The organism is Bradyrhizobium sp. 191, assembly GCF_023100985.1.
Lineage (GTDB): Bacteria > Pseudomonadota > Alphaproteobacteria > Rhizobiales > Xanthobacteraceae > Bradyrhizobium > Bradyrhizobium diversitatis.
Genome location: NZ_CP064692.1, coordinates 745,436 through 762,706, shown reverse-complemented (window position 1 = coordinate 762,706; position 17,271 = coordinate 745,436). Strand labels below are relative to the sequence as shown.

At 66.2% G+C, this 17,271-nt stretch carries 19 protein-coding genes; 12 read left to right on the top strand and 7 right to left on the bottom strand.

Going from position 1 to position 17,271, the window contains the following annotated elements; all coding sequences use genetic code 11:
* Positions 1-66 precede the first annotated feature (66 nt).
* The 3 genes from IVB23_RS03655 to IVB23_RS03645 all read left to right on the top strand — a co-directional run bounded on the left by IVB23_RS03655 (position 67) and on the right by IVB23_RS03645 (position 2,210).
* The gene (locus IVB23_RS03655) at positions 67-1,029 is read left to right on the top strand and encodes a hypothetical protein (protein WP_247802478.1); all 963 of its coding nucleotides are present in this window, start codon (positions 67-69) and stop codon (positions 1,027-1,029) included.
* A gap of 105 nt (positions 1,030-1,134) precedes the next feature.
* The gene (locus tag IVB23_RS03650) at positions 1,135-1,731 is read left to right on the top strand and encodes a TetR/AcrR family transcriptional regulator (protein ID WP_247802477.1); all 597 of its coding nucleotides are present in this window, start codon (positions 1,135-1,137) and stop codon (positions 1,729-1,731) included.
* An 11-nt stretch (positions 1,732-1,742) separates the two neighbouring features.
* On the top strand, positions 1,743-2,210 hold the full coding sequence (locus IVB23_RS03645) for a PaaI family thioesterase (protein WP_061876689.1): 468 nt from the start codon (positions 1,743-1,745) through the stop codon (positions 2,208-2,210).
* Between the two features lie 73 nt (positions 2,211-2,283).
* Here the strand turns inward: IVB23_RS03645 and rplI are convergent, their stop codons facing one another.
* The 4 genes from rplI to rpsF form a co-directional block, all read right to left on the bottom strand.
* Entirely contained in the window at positions 2,284-2,883 is a 600-nt protein-coding gene (rplI, locus tag IVB23_RS03640) for a 50S ribosomal protein L9 (protein ID WP_194387725.1), read from the bottom strand.
* Positions 2,884-2,931: 48 nt separating this feature from the next.
* On the bottom strand, positions 2,932-3,912 hold the full coding sequence (locus IVB23_RS03635) for a DUF2232 domain-containing protein (protein ID WP_197966702.1): 981 nt from the start codon (positions 3,910-3,912) through the stop codon (positions 2,932-2,934).
* 133 nt (positions 3,913-4,045) lie between these two features.
* Positions 4,046-4,285, bottom strand: coding sequence for a 30S ribosomal protein S18 (rpsR, locus tag IVB23_RS03630; protein WP_007592020.1), 240 nt, complete (start codon positions 4,283-4,285; stop codon positions 4,046-4,048).
* Between the two features lie 5 nt (positions 4,286-4,290).
* Positions 4,291-4,761, bottom strand: coding sequence for a 30S ribosomal protein S6 (gene rpsF / locus IVB23_RS03625; RefSeq protein WP_061876686.1), 471 nt, complete (start codon positions 4,759-4,761; stop codon positions 4,291-4,293).
* Between the two features lie 352 nt (positions 4,762-5,113).
* Between rpsF and IVB23_RS03620 the strand changes: the two genes are divergently transcribed.
* From IVB23_RS03620 to gmk, 9 genes are all read left to right on the top strand, one after another.
* On the top strand, positions 5,114-5,818 hold the full coding sequence (locus IVB23_RS03620; protein WP_061876685.1) for a TetR/AcrR family transcriptional regulator C-terminal domain-containing protein: 705 nt from the start codon (positions 5,114-5,116) through the stop codon (positions 5,816-5,818).
* Between the two features lie 3 nt (positions 5,819-5,821).
* On the top strand, positions 5,822-6,847 hold the full coding sequence (locus IVB23_RS03615) for a fatty acid desaturase family protein (protein WP_247802476.1): 1,026 nt from the start codon (positions 5,822-5,824) through the stop codon (positions 6,845-6,847).
* A 173-nt stretch (positions 6,848-7,020) separates the two neighbouring features.
* Positions 7,021-7,980 (top strand): ACP S-malonyltransferase, encoded by a 960-nt coding sequence (gene fabD, locus IVB23_RS03610; protein ID WP_131871544.1) that lies wholly within the window; start codon positions 7,021-7,023, stop codon positions 7,978-7,980.
* Positions 7,981-8,082: 102 nt separating this feature from the next.
* Positions 8,083-8,820, top strand: a complete 738-nt coding sequence (fabG, locus tag IVB23_RS03605) for a 3-oxoacyl-[acyl-carrier-protein] reductase (RefSeq protein ID WP_027574176.1) — start codon at positions 8,083-8,085, stop codon at positions 8,818-8,820.
* Positions 8,821-9,129: 309 nt separating this feature from the next.
* A complete protein-coding gene (locus IVB23_RS03600; RefSeq protein WP_008551805.1) occupies positions 9,130-9,369 on the top strand; it encodes an acyl carrier protein in 240 nt (79 codons plus the stop codon).
* A gap of 107 nt (positions 9,370-9,476) precedes the next feature.
* The gene (gene fabF, locus IVB23_RS03595; RefSeq protein WP_061876682.1) at positions 9,477-10,742 is read left to right on the top strand and encodes a beta-ketoacyl-ACP synthase II; all 1,266 of its coding nucleotides are present in this window, start codon (positions 9,477-9,479) and stop codon (positions 10,740-10,742) included.
* 125 nt (positions 10,743-10,867) lie between these two features.
* Complete coding sequence (gene mltG / locus IVB23_RS03590) at positions 10,868-12,142, top strand: endolytic transglycosylase MltG (RefSeq protein ID WP_247802475.1); 1,275 nt, start codon at positions 10,868-10,870, stop codon at positions 12,140-12,142.
* A gap of 213 nt (positions 12,143-12,355) precedes the next feature.
* Positions 12,356-13,243: a YicC/YloC family endoribonuclease gene (locus IVB23_RS03585; RefSeq protein ID WP_061876680.1), complete on the top strand. Its 888-nt coding sequence runs from the start codon at positions 12,356-12,358 to the stop codon at positions 13,241-13,243.
* Positions 13,244-13,246: 3 nt separating this feature from the next.
* Positions 13,247-13,906 (top strand): guanylate kinase, encoded by a 660-nt coding sequence (gmk, locus tag IVB23_RS03580; protein WP_061876679.1) that lies wholly within the window; start codon positions 13,247-13,249, stop codon positions 13,904-13,906.
* Here the strand turns inward: gmk and IVB23_RS03575 are convergent.
* From IVB23_RS03575 to IVB23_RS03565, 3 genes are all read right to left on the bottom strand, one after another.
* Complete coding sequence (locus IVB23_RS03575; protein ID WP_247802474.1) at positions 13,839-15,053, bottom strand: hypothetical protein; 1,215 nt, start codon at positions 15,051-15,053, stop codon at positions 13,839-13,841. The genes gmk and IVB23_RS03575 overlap by 68 nt on opposite strands.
* A 150-nt stretch (positions 15,054-15,203) precedes the next feature.
* Positions 15,204-15,695 carry a hypothetical protein gene (locus IVB23_RS03570; protein WP_061876677.1) on the bottom strand — a complete coding sequence of 164 codons (492 nt, stop codon included), beginning with the start codon at positions 15,693-15,695 and terminating at the stop codon, positions 15,204-15,206.
* 28 nt (positions 15,696-15,723) lie between these two features.
* Positions 15,724-17,070 (bottom strand): caspase family protein, encoded by a 1,347-nt coding sequence (locus IVB23_RS03565; protein WP_247802473.1) that lies wholly within the window; start codon positions 17,068-17,070, stop codon positions 15,724-15,726.
* Between the last annotated feature and the right edge of the window lie 201 nt (positions 17,071-17,271).

Genomic DNA, 17,271 nt, shown 5'->3' with positions numbered 1-17,271 from the left:
TTAAAAGGTGACCGCCGCCGCGCCGGAGGCCGGCTGCATTCGCGGAATTCAATGGAGATGATGGGAATGTCGAGCCGAGCGCTCAGCCTCGCGACGGTATTGCTTCTGACCGGCTTCGGCGCGGCCGATACCGTTCTTGCGCAGGCGACGAACCTCGAGGCCGGCAAGACCCCGTCCCAGCTTTTCGCGCAGACCTGCAACGCCTGCCACAAGAGCCCGCGCGGACTCCTGAAGTCCGTCACGCCGAGCTCGTTGCCGGGATTCCTGCGCCAGCACTACACCACGAGCTCGGACATGGCGGGCGTCCTCGCCTCCTACCTGGTCTCCAACGGTGCCACCGACACCCGCTACCAGGCCAAGGACGGTAAGAAGGACGGCGCCAGGGAGAAGGAAGCCAACTCCGCTCCGGGCCAGTCGCCTGAGCATCAGGGCCGCCGCCACCGCTCGCAAGAGGCCGCCAGGCCGGAGGGCGAGGGTGCTACTCCGGCCCCCGAGGGCGCGCGCCAGAAGCGCGCGGCGCGACCCGCCGAGGAAGGTGCGACGCCGGAGGGACAGGCAGCGCCCGAGCCGCGCAAAGGCAAGCGGCGCGCCAAGCCGGGCACTGAGGAAGCTCCGAAGGTCGATGCCGCCGCGCCGGCGACCGAGGACAAGAAGAGCGAGCCAAAGCCTGAGGCCGTCAAGCCCGACAGCGTCAAGCCCGACAGCGTCAAGGCCGAGCCCGACAGCGGCAAGGCCTCCGACAAGCCCGTTGAGGCCAGGCCGGACAGTTCGAAGGTCGAGACGCGCGGCAGCGAAGCTCCGGCAATGCGACCCGACCCGGTCCCGCAGGTGGCGCCGGCTGCACCTGCCGCGGCAAAGCCCGCCGAACCAGCGTCGTCCAAGCCGGCGGACGAGGCCGCTTCCAAGCCGGCCGCGCCTGCAGCGAGCCCCGAGCCGGCGGCCAGGCCGCAGCAGGACCCGGCACCGCCCGCGACCGCTGCAGCCCCGCCGGCGCCGTCCGGCCCGCCGGTACCGCCGATCTCGCGCTAGATCCGCTACCTTCTCGCCGACATGCGGAGGCCGCTTTCAATGCGGTCTCCGCATCGCATTGACTACGACTAGAGTGCTACTCTAGAGTGATACTCTAAGGCGTCGATGGCTGCGAGCGTGCGAGACGATCTGTTGGCAGCCGGCCTGCTGGTGTTCGACCGCGTCGGCTTCGAAGCCGCGACGGTGGCCGCGATCCGCACCCGGGCCCGCGCCTCCAACGGCAGCTTCTTTCATGCCTTCGGTTCGAAGAAGGAGCTCGCCGGTGCGCTGCTCCTGGAGGTCTTGCGGCACTATCACGCCGCGGTGCTGGCCGCGCTCGATCCCGTGCCCGATGCGGAGCAGGGCATCGATCGCCTGATCCGGGCGCATCTCGACTGGGTCGTGACCAGCCGGCGCGAGGCGCGCTACCTCTTCGAGATTTCACGCAGCGAATGGGGCGAGGACGTGCGCGATGCCCAGCGCGCGCAGAACGCGCGGCTTGCCGAAGGCATCGAGCGCTGGCGGGCGCCGCTTGTTGCAGGCGGCGAGCTGCTGCCGATGACGCCGGTGATGTTCGTCAGCCAGCTCATCGGTCCGGCGCAGATCTTCTGCCGTGCCTTCCTGTCGGGGCGTGACCGCACCGATCCGCGCAGTGAGGCCGACACCCTGAGCGCTTGCGCCATTCGTGCGCTGAGGCCACTCGATCGCATCAACAAGCAATAGGGAGAGACCGCATGCGGGCCGAAGCTGATCCGGAATTCGCAGCCGTTGCCGAACGCATCCACGCCAATGTCGGCCGGCAGGGTTTCATGAACCTGGTGGGCGCCGAGCTCTCCGAATTGTCGCGCGGCACCTGCACCATCGCGGTGGAGCGCCGGCCGGAGCTGCTTCAGCAGCACGGCTTCTTCCATGGCGGCGTGACCGCCTTCCTGGTCGACAACGCCACGACGATCGCGGCCGCGACCTCGCGCGGCCAGGCGGCGCTGACGGCCGAATACAAGCTCAACCTGTTGTCGCCAGCGGTCGGTGAGAAGCTGATCTGCCGGGCAAAGGTGATCAAGCCGGGCCGACAGGTCGCTGTGGTTGCGGCCGACGTGTTCTGCGTCAGCGACGGAGTTGAGAAGCACACGGCAACCGCGCTGGCCTCGATCGCGATGCTGAGCGAGGATGTCGCCGGCAAAATGAAAAGCCCGGCCGCCTGAGGCGACCGGGCTTTCTTGTTCGTCATTCCGGGTTCGATGCTTCGCATCGCCCCGGAATGACGAGCTGGCGTACTTACTTCTCTTCCGCAGCCGGGGCCGGCTCGACTTCGTCGTGCTGGGCGTCCGGATCGAAGAACTCGCCGGCGGCGGCGATCGCCTCGGCAGCCGCATCGCGGTCCTCGTTGCGGGTCGAGATATCCTCGCCGCGGTTGATGCGCTCGGCCTCGTCCTGGCTGCGCGCGACCGTCACGGTGATCTCGACCTCGACCTCGGGGTGAACGGCGACGGTGATCGTGTGCTTGCCGATGGTCTTGATCGGCGCATCGAGCTGGATCTGCGGGCGAGCCAGCGAAACGCCATCGGCTTCGAACGCGATGACGATGTCACGCACGTTGACCGAGCCGAACAGCTGGCCGGCTTCCGACGCCTGGCGGATCACGATGATGTTCTTGCCTTCGATCTTCTCGGCGACCTTGGACGCCTCGGCCTTCGAGGCGAGGTTGCGGGCCTCGAGCTCGGCCTTCATGCCGTCATACTTGGCCCGGTTGTCGGCGGTGGCGCGCAGCGCCTTGCCGCGCTTGAGCAGGAAATTGCGGGCATAGCCGTCGCGAACCTTCACGACTTCGCCCATCTGGCCGAGCTTGTTGACGCGTTCCAGCAAAATGACTTCCATATTCGTTCTCCTCTTGAAGTGCTCTGTAGGTTTCAGTTTCGGGGTGACTTAAGGCGTTGGCAGTGGTGGCGGCTGCCGGCCGCGCAGGAAGCGCTCGCGAAAGCCGAACACGGCATCCGCAAGACCGAGGATGACCATCGCGAGCACGGGCCACCCGAACACGACGACGACAACGTAGGTCGAGCCGAGCCAGAATGTGCGGCTCTTCAGCGCGAGCGTCAGCGTATGCAGCACGGCGAAACCGGTCAGCGCATAGGCCATCATCAGCGCGGCCGTGGCGATCTGCGCGACGATGGCAAGCAGTCCGCCGGTGAAGCAGAAGGCCAGCGCGATGCAGAGCGCCACCAGGGTCATTGGCGGCAGTTCGGCCGCCATCAGATCCGGCCAGGGACGGCGCAGCCGGCCCGACGTCGCGGTCACCTTTGCGCTGAGCCAGAGGTTGAGAGTCAGCGTCATCATCGCGATGATCGTGGCGCCGGCCGGGACCATGCGCACCAGCGCGTCGACGAACTGGCTGGCTTCGCCCGAGGTTTGCGGGTCGGTGGTGCGGAGCAGGCGCATCAGCCCGCGCCGCAGCGTGCCGGTGATGGTCTCGGCGTCGCTGCCGAGCGTGAGCAGGGCGGCCATCGTGGTCAGTGTGGCGAAGCCTGCGATCCAGAGCAGGAGGCGGCCGACCGGATACCACTCGATCTCGGGGGCTGGCGCCGATTTGGCGGAGGCGGCGTCCGGCGCGAGACTTCCCACCGGCCGGCCGAGCAGGGCGAGATGGCCGAGCCACCAGGCCGGCAACGCGACGGTGACGGCGAAGGCGATGCAGTAGGGCAGGCCGAACAGGGCGCCGAGGCCGGTCGCAGCGGCAATGCCGCCGAGGCTGGCGCAAAGCGGTCCCCAGCCGATCGCGGCGACCATCAGCGGCAGCGGTGCGAGATAGAACAGGACGAGCGAGATCATCGCGCCCGAGATGATCGAGGCGAACATCAGGGCCGACGCGGCGCCGGCGATCAGGGCAATGAGTCCAAATGCCATCATCAGCTGTCCCGCTCCCTTCGAGCGGTTAGAGGCGTCGTTTGCCCCAACCATCGGCGACCGGACGACCCGGAAGCCTTATGAGTTCAGAAAGTCACGACCGGCGGCCCAGCGGCCGCCGGTCGAATTGGTCGTATCAGCGAATGACGTAGGGCAGGAGGCCCAGGAAGCGCGCGCGCTTGATGGCGCGGGCGAGTTCACGCTGCTTCTTTGCGGACACCGCCGTGATGCGGCTCGGCACGATCTTGCCGCGCTCGGAGACGTAACGCATCAGCAGCTTGGAGTCCTTGTAGTCGATCTTCGGCGCATTGGCACCCGTGAACGGGCAGCTCTTGCGACGACGGAAAAACGGGCGACGTGCACCAGCTTCAGCCATTGGTCTTACTCCCCATCCGTCGTGGTTTCAGCTTCGTCGCGCGGACGGCGCGGGCCGCGATCGCCGCGGAAACCACCCTCGCGGTCACCACGGAAGCCGCCTTCACGCTCGCCGCGGAAGCCACCGCCACGATCGTCACGCTCGCGATCGCGGTCGGCCTTGCGCATCATCGCGGACGGGCCTTCCTCGAGCTCCTCGACGCGGACGCTGAGATAGCGGATCACGTCTTCGCTGATGCGCTCCTGCCGCTCGATCTCGGCGATCGCCGCAGACGGCGCGTCGATGTTGAGCAGCACGAAGTGCGCCTTGCGGTTCTTGTTCATGCGGTAGGTAAGGGAGCGCACGCCCCAATTCTCGGTCTTGGTGATCTTGCCGCCGAGACCTTCGACGATACCGGTCATCTGCGCAGTCAGCTCTTCGACCTGCTGCGGGCTCGCGTCCTGGCGCGCAAGAAAAACATGCTCGTAAAGAGGCATGGACGTCCTTTCCTCATGTTGGCGCATCGCCCGGCGTCAAACCCTTAAGAGACCTTCGGAAAGGACTCTGGGATCAAGCTCAGAAGGCGGAAACACGGGACGACGGACCGACTGGCCCTGCCACACCAAAATCACGAATGATTTGCTGAGACCGTCCGTTCAGCTCCCGGCCGGGGTCTGCGGATGGGCGCCTTATACGGATTTTGGCTGGCTTTGCAAGGTTGGAGGGGCATTCTCAAGCCGAGCCGGGGGCCGCCCCTCCGACGGCAGCCAGACCCCATCCTCCGATACCAAAATTCGGCTTGATCTACTTGTTTGTATGACATACAAACAAGTCAGCGGAGATGATCCCATGGCGGAAACGTCGACTGATGAGCCGCTCGAGGCGGCGGGCGACCCCAAGCACGCCGCGCGTGCGACGCGTTCGGCCGGCCGCAAAATGCGGTCGCTGCTCCTGGATGCTGCGAGCCCGCTGTTTCGGGAGCGGGGGCTGTCCGGCACGGCAATCACCGACATCGCGGCTGCCGCGGACGCGTTCCCGAGCCAGATCACCTATTACTTCCGCACCAAGGAGGCGCTGTTCGTCGAATGCGCCTGCCGCGATCTGCTGTATCTGGCGCGTGCGGCCGAGCAGGCGGCGCTGAGGGCGCGCACGCCGCGGGAATATATCCACGCGCTGGCCGCGACGGTGACGGCGAGCGATTCGGTCGCTTTTTTCGCGGAAGCGCTGACATTGACGCGTCGTCGCCAGGATCTCGCACCGCTGGTCGAGCGGACCATCGAGCGCCTGCACGGTGAAGGCGCGCGCGCCTATGCTGGCCAGGTGGCGCGGCACGGCTGGCGCTCCCTGCGTGCGCCCGACGAAACCTCGCGGCGGTTCTGGGCCGTCGCCATCGGCGTCATTCTCGAAGGCTATGCCATGGGCCGTTCGCCCGAGGAGCTCTGCGCCGAGATGCTGCGCGTGCTGGGCGAGCAGGCGAAATCCACTGAAGACACCGGGCGCCTGCGTCTCGTCGAGGAGGCCGGCGCATCCAGCAATTCGAATGAGGAGGGTTAGGCCATGACCGCGCTTCGCATGCGTGCCCGCGATTTCCTGACCGACGATCAACTCGCCGACGTGCGCCAGCGCGTGACATGGAAAGGCGTGGCGCTGATCGCGCACGCCTGGACATTGATCATCGGTGCCATCGCCTTGGTCGCGTGGTGGCCCAATCCGATCACCTACGTCCTGGCCGTCGCCATCATCGGCTCGCGCCAGCTCGGCCTTGCGATCCTGATGCATGACGGTGCTCATGGCTGCCTGTCCGCCGACGAGAAGACCAATCTGGCGCTAAGCCAGTGGTTCTGCGCCTATCCGCTGTTTGCGGAGACGCGCAGCTACCGGCGCTATCACCTTCAGCACCATGCGCGCACCCAGCAGGAGGACGACCCCGATCTCGTGCTGTCGGCGCCGTTTCCGATCACCAGGCTGAGCTACCGCCGCAAGTTCATTCGCGACATCACCGGCCAGACTGGCTACCAGCAGCGCAAGGCGCAACTGCTCAACGCGCTTGGGCCAAAGGACTGGCCGTGGCGGCGGCGTGCGGCGCATTTCTGGGAGAAGCTTGGCCCGCAATGCATCGTCAACGCGATCATGTTTGCGGCGCTCGCTGCGGCTGGCGTGTGGTGGGCCTATCCGCTGCTATGGCTGGTGCCGCTCCTGACCTGGATGATGGTCATCACCCGCATTCGCAACATTGCAGAGCACGCCGTCGTCCCCGATAGCAGCGATCCCCTGCGCAACACCCGCACCACGCATGCCAATTTTCTCGAGCGCCTGTTCATCGCGCCGTATTACGTGAACTATCACCTCGAGCATCATCTGTTGTTCTACGTGCCCTGCTACAATCTGCCGAAGGTGCATCGCCTCCTCAGTGCGAGCCGGCACGCCGGCCGCATGGAAGTGCAGCCGAATTACGCGGCGGTGCTGCGGCTGGCGACGGCCAGGCCGAACCGCGAGGATCGGCCGGGACAACTCGTCAACAGTGCGCGCCGCGCGCAGTCCGGGGCGGACGTCGATGCCAACCAGACCGCCGGCGGGTTTTGAGGAGGCGCATTCCCCGTTGAATGCTGGTCGAAGCCCCCATCTCGGCTTGACAGTGCAGCCCCGGACGGTGTCTACGGCCCCCTTTGGAGCATGATCCGGAACCATGGCCTAAGGCCGTGCGCAATCGGCTGCCGGTTCTCGATAGGACCATGCCCGACAAGCAGGGAGCGCCGATGACGGCTGCATTCACATTTCCTGGGCAGGGTTCCCAGGCGGTCGGCATGGGCAAGGCCCTGGCCGACGCCTTTCCGGTGGCGCGCGCCGTATTCGACGAGGTCGATGCCGCGCTTGGCGAGAAGCTGACGGCCACCATCTGGGAAGGTCCGGCCGAAACCCTCCAGCTCACCGAGAACGCCCAGCCGGCGCTGATGGCGGTGTCCGTCGCCACGCTGCGCGTCCTGGAGGCCGAGGCTGGTTTTTCCGTGGGACGAGATGCCGCCTTCGTCGCAGGTCATTCGCTTGGTGAATATTCGGCGCTGGCCGCGGCCGGCAGCCTGACGGTTTCGGATACCGCCCGTCTGCTTCGCACGCGCGGTCTCGCAATGCAAAAGGCCGTCCCGGTCGGCGCCGGCGCGATGGCCGCGCTGCTCGGTCTCGACTATGAAGCCGCCATGGAGGTCGCCGGCGAGGCGGCGCAGGGGCAGGTCTGCCAGGCCGCCAACGACAATGGCGGCGGGCAGGTGGTGGTCTCGGGCGACAAGGCCGCGGTCGACCGCGCCGTCGAGATCGCCAAGGCCAAGGGCGCCAAGCGCGCGATGCTGCTGCCGGTGTCCGCGCCGTTCCATTGCAAGCTGATGCAGCCGGCTGCGGACGCCATGGCGGCCGCGCTGGCCGAGGTCACGATCAAGGCGCCGGCCGCGCCGCTGGTGTCGAACGTGCTGGCAAGCGCCATCACCGATCCCGACGAGATCCGCCGCCGCCTGGTCGAGCAGGTCACCGGCACGGTGCGCTGGCGTGAGTCGGTCGCTTACATGGCCGGGCAGGGCGTCACCCGCTTCTTCGAGATCGGCGCCGGCAAGGTGCTGACAGGTCTCGTCAAGCGCATCGCGGACGGTGCCGTGGGCGTTGCGGTCGGCGGTCCGAACGATATTGCCGCCGCCAGGGATGCATTGGCCGCTGCGAAGCAGGCTTGAAGCGCGATGAATGGTCGCCGCGCTTGAGTTCTCGAGTTGACGCATGATCTTTCCGGAAAACCGCTGCGCATTTTTCCGGGTCGTGCTTTGGAGGAGTTATCGATGTTCGATCTGACTGGCCGAAAGGCGCTCGTCACCGGCGCGACCGGCGGCATCGGCGGCGCGATCGCGCAGGCGCTGCACGCGCAGGGCGCCACCGTTGCGATATCGGGGACGCGGAAGGAAGTGCTGGACGAGCTTGCGGGCAAGCTCGGCGAGCGCGCCCATGTGCTGCCCTGCAATCTTTCCAAGGCCGACGAGGTCGAGGCGCTGGTGCCGGCTGCGGAAGCTGCGATGGGCCAGGTCGACATTCTCGTCGCCAACGCTGGCATCACGCGCGACAACCTCTTCGTGCAACTCCGTGACGAGGATTGGGATGAGGTCATCAATGTCAATCTGACCGCGACCTTCCGCCTGGCGCGCGCCGCAACCAAGCTGATGATGCGCAAGCGCTTCGGCCGCATCATCGCCATCACCTCGGTGGTCGGTGTCACCGGCAATCCGGGGCAGGGCAACTATACTGCGTCGAAGGCAGGCCTGATCGGCATGATCAAGACGCTGGGTGCCGAATATGCCAAGCGTGGCGTCACCGCGAACTGCATCGCGCCCGGCTTCATCAAGACGCCGATGACGGATGCGCTCAACGACAAGCAGCGTGAAACGATTCTAACCAAGGTTCCGGCCGCCCGCCTGGGTACGCCCGAAGACATTGCGGCAGCCGCGGTCTACCTGAGTTCGAACGAAGCATCCTATGTCACCGGGCAGACCATCCACGTCAACGGCGGCATGGCCATGATCTGACGCCTCGTGCCGCACTGCCGTCAAGGCGGTGCCGGATGCGGCAAACGGCCGTTTCCGGAGCGAAATGAGGCTTGTAGTCAAGGCAATTGAAGTATGATAACCGGACCTTCAACGGATGGGCAAAGAACGCCATTGCAGGTTTTTGAAACCCTGTATATTGGCGATGCGGAGCCTTTGGCCGTCGTTCGCCGGGCCTGCATCGGTTAGGATGGGCCAAATCAAGTTCGTAAGCGAAGGCAGTCAAACGACCACGACGGCTCGTATCGTCCCGGGGGGTCGGGTCTACAGGGAACAACACGAGGTTAAGCAATGAGTGACATTGGCGAGCGGGTTAAGAAGATCGTGGTCGAACACCTTGGTGTTGAGCCCGAGAAGGTTGTCGACAACGCGAGCTTCATCGACGACCTCGGCGCCGACAGTCTGGATACCGTCGAGCTGGTGATGGCGTTCGAGGAGGAATTCGGTTGCGAGATTCCGGACGACGCTGCGGAAACGATTCTCACCGTCGGCGACGCGACGAAGTTTCTCGAGAAGAACGCGAAGAGCTAAGCTCTTCATTTTCGCGGGGACAACATTGAAACCGGACGGGCCGCTTCGCAGCGGTCAGCCGGTTTCTTGTTATTGGCCGTGAGTCTTTCGATGCGGAGTTTTCGGATATGAGGCGGGTTGTCGTCACGGGTCTCGGCATGGTCTCGCCACTCGCCTGTGGCGTCGAGCCGACCTGGAAACGCATCCTCAACGGCGAAAGCGGTGCGCGCAGGATCGAGAGCTTCGATGTCTCCGATCTTCAGACCAAGATCGCCTGCACGGTCGTGCGCGGCGACGGGACCAACGGCAGCTTCAATCCCGACAAGTGGATGGAGCCGAAGGACCAGCGCAAGGTCGACGACTTCATCATCTTCGGCATGGCCGCGGCCGGCCAGGCGCTCGACGACGCCAACTGGCATCCCGAGACGGAAGAAGACAAGTGCGCGACCGGCACCATGATCGGGTCCGGCATCGGCGGCCTCAACGGCATCGCCGAAACCGCCATCCTCCTGAAGGAGCGTGGACCGCGCCGGGTGTCGCCGTTCTTCATTCCGGGCCGCCTGATCAATCTCGCCTCCGGCTACGTCTCGATCGCGCACGGGCTGAAGGGGCCGAACCATGCCGTGGTCACGGCCTGCTCGACCGGAGCGCATGCGGTCGGCGATGCTGCCCGCCTGATCGCACTCGGCGATGCCGATGTGATGGTCGCGGGCGGCGCCGAGTCGCCGATCAGCCGCATCGGCATTGCCGGCTTCAACGCTGCGCGCGCGCTCTCCACCGGTTTCAACGACACGCCCGAGAAGGCCTCGCGTCCCTACGACAAGGACCGCGATGGTTTCGTGATGGGCGAGGGCGCCGGCGTCCTCGTGCTGGAAGAGCTCGATCACGCCAGGCGCCGCGGCGCCAGGATCTACGCCGAGGTGATCGGCTATGGCCTCTCGGGCGACGCCTATCACATCACCTCGCCGTCGCCTGACGGCGATGGCGGCTTCCGCAGCATGTTGGCGGCGCTGAAGCGCGCGGGCCTCACGCCGTCCGATCTCGACTACATCAACGCGCACGGCACCTCGACGCCGCTCGGCGACGAGATCGAGCTCGGCGCGGTCGAGCGTCTGCTCGGCAATGCCGCTTCCAAGGTTGCGATGTCCTCGACCAAGTCGTCGACCGGCCATCTCCTCGGCGCGGCCGGTGCGATCGAAGCGATCTTCGCGATCCTCGCGATTCGCGATAACGTCGTGCCGCCAACGATCAACCTCGACAATCCCTCGGTCGAGACTGCGATTGATCTCGTGCCGCACAAGTCGAAGGAGCGTGAGGTCAACGTCACGTTATCGAACTCTTTTGGTTTTGGCGGTACCAATGCGTCGGTGATCTTCCGCCGCTTGGCCGGTTAGTTTGCGTTTGAGACGAAACCACCGTTTTGCCGCATTCGGCGATAGTCATGGACGTGGGCGCGTGCATTTTGGCAGGGCAAGCGATTGTCGGCCGCGATTGAACCGGCAGGATTCAGGTTGTCTCGATGAGTGAAAGGCCGCCCATTTCACCCCGGAGTCCGCGGGCAGCGCTCGAGCCCGAGCAGCTCCCGCCGCCGCCCAAGCGGTCGGACCGCGCGCGCAATCCGCTCGTGATCGTCGGCAACGCCATCATCACCCTTCTGCTGATCTCCATGCTGGGCGCCGGCGGCGTCTATTATTACGGCCGGCAGCTGCTCGAGGCACCCGGGCCGCTTACGGAGGACAAGATCGTCAACATCCCGCAGCGCGCGGGCAAGCGTGACATCGCCGAGACGCTGAACAGGGAAGGGGTGACCGACATCAATCCCTGGGTGTTCATCGCCAGCGTCGCCGCGTTGAAGGCGAGCTCGGACCTCAAGCCGGGCGAGTATTCGTTCCAGAAGAACGCGTCGCTGCGCGACGTCATCGCCACCATCGTCGAGGGCAAGGTGGTGCAGCATGCCGTCACGATTCCGGAAGGCCTGACCTCCGAGCAGATCGTGGCGCGGCTGTCCGACAACGACATCTTCACCGGCAGCGTGCGCGAGCTGCCGCGCGAAGGCACGCTGTTGCCGGAGACCTACAAGTTCCCCCGCGGCACACCGCGCGAGCAGGTGGTCCAGCGCATGCAGCAGGCGCACAAGCGCGTGCTGGCCGAGATCTGGGAGCGCCGCAATCCCGACATTCCGGTCAAGACGCCGGAACAGCTGGTCACGCTGGCGTCCATCGTCGAAAAGGAAACCGGCAAGCCCGACGAGCGCAGCCGGGTCGCCGCGGTGTTCGTCAACCGATTGAAGCAGAGGATCAAGCTGCAGTCCGATCCGACGATCATCTACGGCCTCGTCGGCGGCAAGGGCACGTTGGGCCGGCCGATCAAGCGCAGCGAGATCACGCAGCCCTCGCCCTACAACACCTATGTGATCGAGGGTCTGCCGCCGGGCCCGATCTCCAATCCCGGCCGGGCCTCGCTCGAGGCCGCTGCCAATCCGGCCCGCACCCGCGACCTCTATTTCGTCGCGGACGGCACCGGCGGGCATGCCTTCACCGAGACCTACGACGCGCATCAGAAGAACGTCGCGAAGCTCCGCGCGATGGAAAAGCAGATCCAGAACGACATGGTCGAGCCGGCCGAGGAGGCGCAGCCACCGGCGGCCAGCGCGCCGGCGGCCGCCGATACCCCGACCGCGACCACGCCGGCGCGGCCGAGCCAGCAGAAGAAACCGCCGGCCACTCGTCCCGCCAATCCTGCGCCGGCCCGGCAGGGCGCGGTGCAATCCTCTCCGCCGGTGGTCCAGCGCTAAAGCATGATCCGGAAAAGTGCGCAGCGGTTTTCCGAAAAGATCATGCTTAAACAACAACCTAAAGCGCGATGACGATTCATCCAATCGCATCGCGCTTTAGACTTGCGGGCCTTGCCTGCGGACATTGCGGATTCCACTTTCCGGCAAAATAGTCTTAAGATTCGCGTGGCTTGATAGCCTCGCGAATCCCGTGTTCCTGGAGAATCTGAACCGATGGCCTTGTCGTCCATGACCGGCTTTGCCCGAAGCCACGGCGCGAGCGGGCCGTACACGTTCGAATGGGAATTGAAGTCGGTCAACGCCAAGGGGTTTGACCTCAGGGTGCGGCTGCCGCAAGGCTTCGAGGAGCTGGAGGCCCATGCCAAGAAGCACGCCGGCGAGCTTCTGTCGCGCGGGACGGTCTATGCCAATCTCAACGTCAAGCGCACCAATGCGGCCGCCACGGTCCGCATCAACGAGGACGTGCTCAATGCGGTCCTCAAGGCCGCCGCGCTGATCTCCGGCAAGGTCGACGCGGTGGCGCCGAGCATCGACGGCCTGCTTGCCATCAAGGGCGTGGTCGAGATCGCCGAGCCCGAGGGCGACGAGGAGGAGGACAAGGCCGCGCGTGCCGCCGCGGCCGAAACCTTCGACAAGGCGCTCGCCGACCTCGTCGAGATGCGCAGGCGCGAGGGGATTTCGCTCGGGCAGATCCTGACCCAGCGTGTCGACGAGATCGAGCAGCTTGCGAGCAAGGCGGAAGCTGCGCCGGGCCGCAAGCCCGAGGCGATCAAGACCAGGCTCGCCGAGCAGATCGCAACCCTGCTCGACACCTCGGACCGGTTCGATTCCGACCGCCTGATGCAGGAGGCGATCCTGATCGCCACCAAGGCCGACATCCGCGAGGAGCTCGACCGCATCGCTTCCCACATCGCGCAAGCGCGCGAATTGATCGGCAAGGGCGGCCCGATCGGACGCAAGCTCGATTTCCTCGCGCAGGAGTTTCACCGCGAGGTCAACACCTGCTGCTCGAAGTCGAACGACATCGAGCTGACCAACACGGGGCTGGCCATGAAGAACGTGGTCGAGCAGTTCCGCGAGCAGGTCCAGAATCTGGAGTGATCGATGACGACGGGCGGTCACGGAACTGACGGTGTCGAGCGGCGCGGATTGATGTTCGTGCTGTCCTCGCCCTCGGGCGCGGGCAAGACGACACTGTCCCGGCTTCTGATCGAGCGGATGCCGGGCCTCAGGATGTCGGTCTCCGCCACCACGCGCGCCAAGCGCCCCGGCGAGGTCGACGGGCGCGACTATCTGTTCGTCGACAAGGCCAGGTTCGACGCCATGGTGAAGGGCGACGAGCTGCTGGAGTGGGCGACCGTGTTCGACAACAGCTACGGCACGCCGCGCGCGCCGGTCGAAGCGGCGCTGTCGGCCGGGCAGGACGTGTTGTTCGACATCGACTGGCAAGGCACGCAGCAGCTGCGCGAGAAGGCGCGCGCCGACGTCGTCAGCGTCTTCATCCTGCCGCCCTCGGCCAGCGATCTCGAGAAGCGCCTGCATTCGCGCGCACAGGATTCCGACGAGGTGATCCGCAAGCGCATGAGCCGCGCCAGCCACGAAATGAGCCACTGGGCCGAGTACGATTACATCGTGATCAACCACGACATCGACGAGGCCTTCGCCGAGGTGCAGTCGATCCTGAAGGCCGAACGTCTCAAGCGCGAGCGGCGGATCGGCCTCGTAGGCTTCGTGCGAAGTTTGCAAGGTCAGCTTCAAGGTTAGGCCGGGACAGGCGCGGTCCCTCCTTCGCCAGCTGTTCCAGCATCGTCGTGATGACGTCGACATCGACGGCATCGGCGTCACGGCCTGCCGGCGCGCCATCGTGGTCCTCGCCGATCTCGGCGGCGGGGAGCTGGGGAGCCGCGGCGACGGTCTCGATTTGCTTGCCGACCACCTTCATCTCGACCTTGTCGCTCTTGACCTCGACAGGGTCTGCGGCCATGGCGGCGGCCCGTTGCCTGCGCGCGTCGATCAGCTCGATCTCGCGGCCGATCGCGGCGAGTTTTGTCCCTCGTTGTTTCGGCTGCGGACGTACCGCATCGAAGTCGATGGGGTGCGGCGGCTGGGCGTCGGCCGGCGTTGAAGCGAGCCAGGGCGCACGGCTTCCGTCCTGGTCCTGCATCTCCGAATCGCGCCAATGTCCGTGACGGTCGGCGGATTGGAGGCGGACGCGCGGGCCGGCGAAGCGGTAGATCACGCTGCCGAGGATTCCGGCGAGCGCCAGCGCGCCGCCAACCACGAGCAGCAGCGTCTGGAGCGAGCCGGTCGGCTTGTCGGCCGTGCTGTCGGCCGCAGCGAGCGTCACCGGCGACGGGGATTTTGACGGCTTTGCGGCCGGCTGCGTGGGGGCTGCGACGACGGTTGGCGCCGGCGGAGCGGACGCTGTGGAGACATCGGGCCAGGGCGTAGCGGCGGCGGGTTGCTGCGCGTTGCCGTCCGCGGTCTGCTCCGCGGCTTGTTGGACCGGTGTTGCGGCGGGAGCTTGCGCGGGGGCGTTCGGCGTCTTCGGGGCGGCGCTGCTCCGCGGCGTCGGATATTCGGCGCGCGCGTCCTGCACAGCGTGTTGCTGCGGCGCCGGCGCATCTGCCGTCGGAGTATCGCTCGGAGCCTGCGCGGTCTGTGTTGTCTTTGCGCTGTCCTTGTCGCCGGCGGCACGCAGGTACCAGCATTGCCGCTTGGTGGTGCGTTCGAGGCGGTAGTACCAGTGCTGTCCCTGCGGCGCGGGGCCCTTTGGCGCTGCGAGGCAGTCGGAAGCTGTGCTGGCAGCGCTCGACGGAGCCGGCGCGTTCTGCGACACGGCAGCCAGCGGTGCGCCGGCAATGATGCCGCCAATAAGCGCAGATACGAATTTTGCGGTTCGGTTGGCCATGCTGGTCTCCCGGTTACGCATGACGCAACTCTCAACCAGCCCTTTCTCGTCAAAGAGTTGGGTGGCAATGAGCCGCAAATCCGGAGAGGATGTGGCTTGAATCGGGCCTGTGGCGCGATCGTTCCGCGGTGAGGTCAGGCTTTTTCGGCCTTACTGCTTGGCTGAAGTCCAGGTTCCGCCGCAGCCGTCGGAGCGACGCCACGTCCCGGACCCGCTGCGGCCGCCAAGACGGCCGGAGCCCGTGAAGGTCACGCCATCGCCTTGACCGACTGTCCTGACGGCGCCGGCGGGGCTGACGGTACCGCTGACCCCCTGGCCGATGACCTTGCCCGAGGAGACGACGACCGCACCGGACGTGGAGCCACCGCAGCCGACGCTGGTCACCACCCAGGCGCCGTCAAAGCCACCACCGCCACCGCCACCGCCTCGCCGGGACGACGAGCGCGGCTCTTCGGCCGGCTTGCTCCGGCGTGCGGACGGAGCCGGTTCGGCCGAGCGCTCCGAACGCGAGCCTGACAGCGACTTCTCGTCATTGCCGATCGAGCCGCCGGCGCTGCCGGATTGCGCGTACGCGGCTGACGAGGCGATGGCGAGGTTGAGGAGAAGGGCGAGGGCAGTCGTACGGATGACGGCATTGGGCATGAGAAAAAATCCAAACAAGAAAAATATATCAGCGGCCGGAGCCGTCGGCGCAGACGGATCCGATAATGCGGCAAGCTTTGCCAGCCTTGCCGCATTCGTCAAGCGCGGCGTCCCGGGCGCGCTGCACGCTGTCGCGCTGGACCAGCGACCACGACTTGTCGGAGATGGCGAAGGCGCCGCAGCTTCGGCCGTAGAACGAGAGCTCGATCGGGCATTTGGCGCCGGCGCAATTGCCACGCGCATCCGCGACCGAGGCACGCCGCGAGGCGTGATTCCACGACATGCCCCATTTGCTGCTGTCGGGCCCGTAGACGATCGAGCCCCAGGGCTTCAGATCCTCCATCTTGCGCATTCGCAGCAGCAGGCCTTCGGTTGCTTCACCGGTCGCGGCCATCGAAATCCGCTGCTGGAGTTTTGTGATCGCGCGCGTCAGGCCGTCGGGCGTGTCAGGATCGAAATTGAGCTCGTAGAGCCGCTCGCTCAGTTCACTGAGCAGCGCGGCATCGCGCAACGGCACGCGGTCGGGGTCGGCGCGCAGGCGCGCCGCGGGCAGGGGATCGGGCTGCATCGCCGCGACCTGCGGCGGCGGGCTTTGCGTCGGCGGCACGAAATAGAACGTGCCGTCGATCGGCGAGGACGACACCCAGGGCTGCTGCGCGCCCGCGGTGGCGCGTTTCACGGCAAGACCGACCTGGTTGAAGGTCTGAAACACGTCGAGGCCGGCGACCCGGATCGTGGTCGCCAGCGCCTTGGTATAGGGACTGTGGCCGTCGCTGCCGTCCTGGGCAACGTTGCCGGGCTGGGTCGCGTAGGAGATCAGCGTGCCCTCGGGCGCGCGCATCTGGGCCAGGCCGCCGTCCGAGGCGCGCAGGCCGCGTGAGCCAAAGGGGTTGTTGCGACACGCATCGAGGATCACGAGGTTAAGCCGCGTGCCGGAGCCCTGCATCTGGCGCAGCACGAGGTTGACATCGGTCATCTGGAAATCGACGTCGGCCTCGCGGGTCGGATTGGCGCCGACGGGCACGAGGTAGTTGGAGCCCGCCACCTGCACGCCGTGGCCGGCATAGTAGAACAGCGCGACGTCGGCGCCCTGGACCTGCCGGCCGAAGCTCTGCACCGCGAGGTCCATCGCGCCCTTGTCGAGATCGAGCTGCGCGCGTCCGCCGACCAGCGTGAAGCCGAGCGCGCCGAGCGTCTGCGCCATCAGGCTGGCGTCTCTCGACGGGTTGTCGAGCGGGGTGATGTTCCTGTAGGCGGAGTTGCCGACCACGAGCGCGATGCGCTTCTCGGCCGAGGCTCGAAGCGTCGTGGCAGCGAGCATGACGGCGACCAGCGCGGCCAACCCCAGGACGCGATTGAAAATCCTCGCGCGCATCAAAAATGCCTCAAAATAACGACGCCATCCTACCAGCCCGGCGCGCGGACGAAAAGCGGCGCGACATGCCGTGCGATGGCCCGATGGAGGCCAAAGGGCACATGGACACTGGCCTGCGACGACACCCGGACGCGGGGGACGCGTTCGCCTCGGCCGCCGCCTGTGACCGAAGCAGACGTTTCCTTCAGAGGGCAATCGTGC